The sequence below is a fragment of the Pseudoalteromonas sp. Z1A6 genome, assembly GCF_011378745.1.
In the GTDB taxonomy this organism is placed as follows: domain Bacteria; phylum Pseudomonadota; class Gammaproteobacteria; order Enterobacterales; family Alteromonadaceae; genus Pseudoalteromonas; species Pseudoalteromonas arctica.
The window spans coordinates 1-2300 of record NZ_WTKW01000495.1 but is presented as its reverse complement, the minus strand read 5'-3'; the positions used below and the strand labels follow the sequence as shown (position 1 = coordinate 2300).

Here is a 2300-nt window from a genome sequence, read left to right as displayed (position 1 = left end):
ACCACAGTTTACTTTAGGAAAACAAGGAGAAGTAAACCCGAGTATAATTAAAAATAGTATTAGCGCTTTAAGCAGTCGTTTTCCACCTACTTGGCGCTTGCATGTGCAACCAATGAATAAAATAGTACGACCACAAATAACTAAATACAGTTTAATTAGATTAGGGTTAATCTCTTTTTGTGTATTCGCGTTTGTGTATTATTTTTTACGTTTACCAAGGCGTTTACACAGTGAAATAAAACAAAAAAATCAGTTAATACTCAATAGAGAGGAGCTTTTTTCAAGTTCTCTGGATGCACTGCCGCATGGGTTTGCTATTTTTAATAGCCATGAATTTCCTGTGATTACCAACAATGCTTTTAATCTTTTATTTGCACAGGTGAATAAAAAAAACAGTCAGCTATCGTATAGCCAGCTGATAAGTATTGCGCAGCAGCATAATATTATAAATCACTACCATGAACATCATAAGCTTGATGATGACCGTAACCAATTAATAGATATAGGTTTTACAGACGGGAAGTGGATAACTGTATTACAAAGACATACAGATTTTAATGGTTTCGTTTGCTACTTTAGAGATGATACAGAGGCACATCAAAAAGAATGTTTACTCGCTGATGTTCTCGAAAAATCAAAACAGACAAATCAATTAAAAGAAAAATTTGTTACAAGGCTTAGCCGTCAGTTAAAAACGCCTTTATCATCTTTAAAGTCATTAGTTGAAATATCTAAAGATCCAATAAGCTTTAACGAATTTAAAAACAATGTGGGGAATATTTCTGATGCATGCGACCAGCTCGAAAGTGTAATTCAGCAACTCGTAAATATAAATAAATCGGAAATAGGTAAGTTAAAGCTTCAGGCCAAAAACGTAAACCTAAATCAAATGATCAATAATAATATGTCGATTTTAGCTAAAGAGGCTGAAAATAAAAGAATCGTTCTTAAAAATAATATTACGCCTGAATTAACGGTCGCAAGCGATGAAAAGTTAATTTCTCAATTGGTTATTCAATTAGTGACTGAGGTTTTGGATTCATCAAATAATACAACGCTTTCAATTAACGCTCAGATTAAAAATGAAAGTAAACGTAATTACTTATACCTCGATTTTTCATTAAGTAATTTGATCGACAGTAGTAACTTTATAACTGAGCTTAAAAGTATATCGGGTGATGATATAACGCGCTTTATAGATGATAAAGACGTGTCATTAGAGTTAAAGTTTTTTATTTCAATATTTAAAATGTTAGGTGGTAAAGCGATAATTGTAAGTAGTAACGCGAATAAATCAACGATATCACTTTCTATGTTGGTCAACATAGCAACCAAACAAGGTAAAGACAATGAGCAAGAAGTACCAAGTAGCTCGTTAACAAATAATGATTTAGTAAAAGCTAGTTTAGTAACTAACAAACACCAAAACACGCTATTACTGGTTGATGACGATCCTCTTGTTGAGATTGTAATTAGAGCGATGCTAAAAAATGAGAATATTAAAATAGATTACGCGCGCAGTGCAATAGAAGCGATGTTGATGGTATCGCAAAACAGTTACGACATTATTTTAATGGACATAGTAATGCCAGAATTGTCGGGAACTGACGCTATGTTAAAAATTAAAAAACACAGTGACAATTTGAAAACTAAAATAATTGCGCATACATCGACACCCGATACAGATTCAAAATACGTTAACCAGGGCTTTGATGACATGCTATTAAAACCAGTAAAACAAGGTGTATTAATAAACCAAATAACACGCATTTTAAAAGATAAGTCGTTATAAATTAGCGTATATTACTGGAACAGTAATGAGGTAAAACATGAAAAACACTATTGAAAATATGGCTGAAGTTATCGAGTTTAAAGTAACGCCAATAAATAAAACTAAACGACTGCTTTTAGTAGATGATGACTTGCTAATAGAAATAGTAATTAGAAAAATGCTTAACGAAGAAAATATTTTAATAGATTTCGCATCAAGTGCTATAGAGGCGCTACTTATGGTTTCTCAAAATATTTACGATATTATTTTAATGGATATAGTAATGCCGCAATTTACAGGCACCGACGCAATGCTAAAAATAAGAAAGCATGCTGACGCATCAGCAACAAAAATTATCGCTCATACATTTAGTGAAAACGAAAATAGTGATAACAAGTATGTAAAGCTTGGGTTTAACGGCCTGTTATTGAAGCCAGTTAAGCAAAGTGTATTAATAGAAAATATTAGATATTTTTTGGAATGATAAATAGAAACAGTAGGGCGGTTAACTATTTTTTATTTATAGCTT

2 protein-coding genes are annotated in these 2300 nt (G+C 32.0%); both read left to right on the top strand.

The features are described 5' to 3' along the window. Positions 1-1792, top strand: a 1792-nt coding sequence (locus tag GQR46_RS20730; RefSeq protein WP_240922928.1) for a response regulator, incomplete at its 5' end; no start/stop codon positions are given. Between the two features lie 37 nt (positions 1793-1829). Continuing rightward, entirely contained in the window at positions 1830-2255 is a 426-nt protein-coding gene (locus GQR46_RS18850; protein WP_010552799.1) for a response regulator, read from the top strand. The last annotated feature ends 45 nt before the right edge of the window (positions 2256-2300 follow it).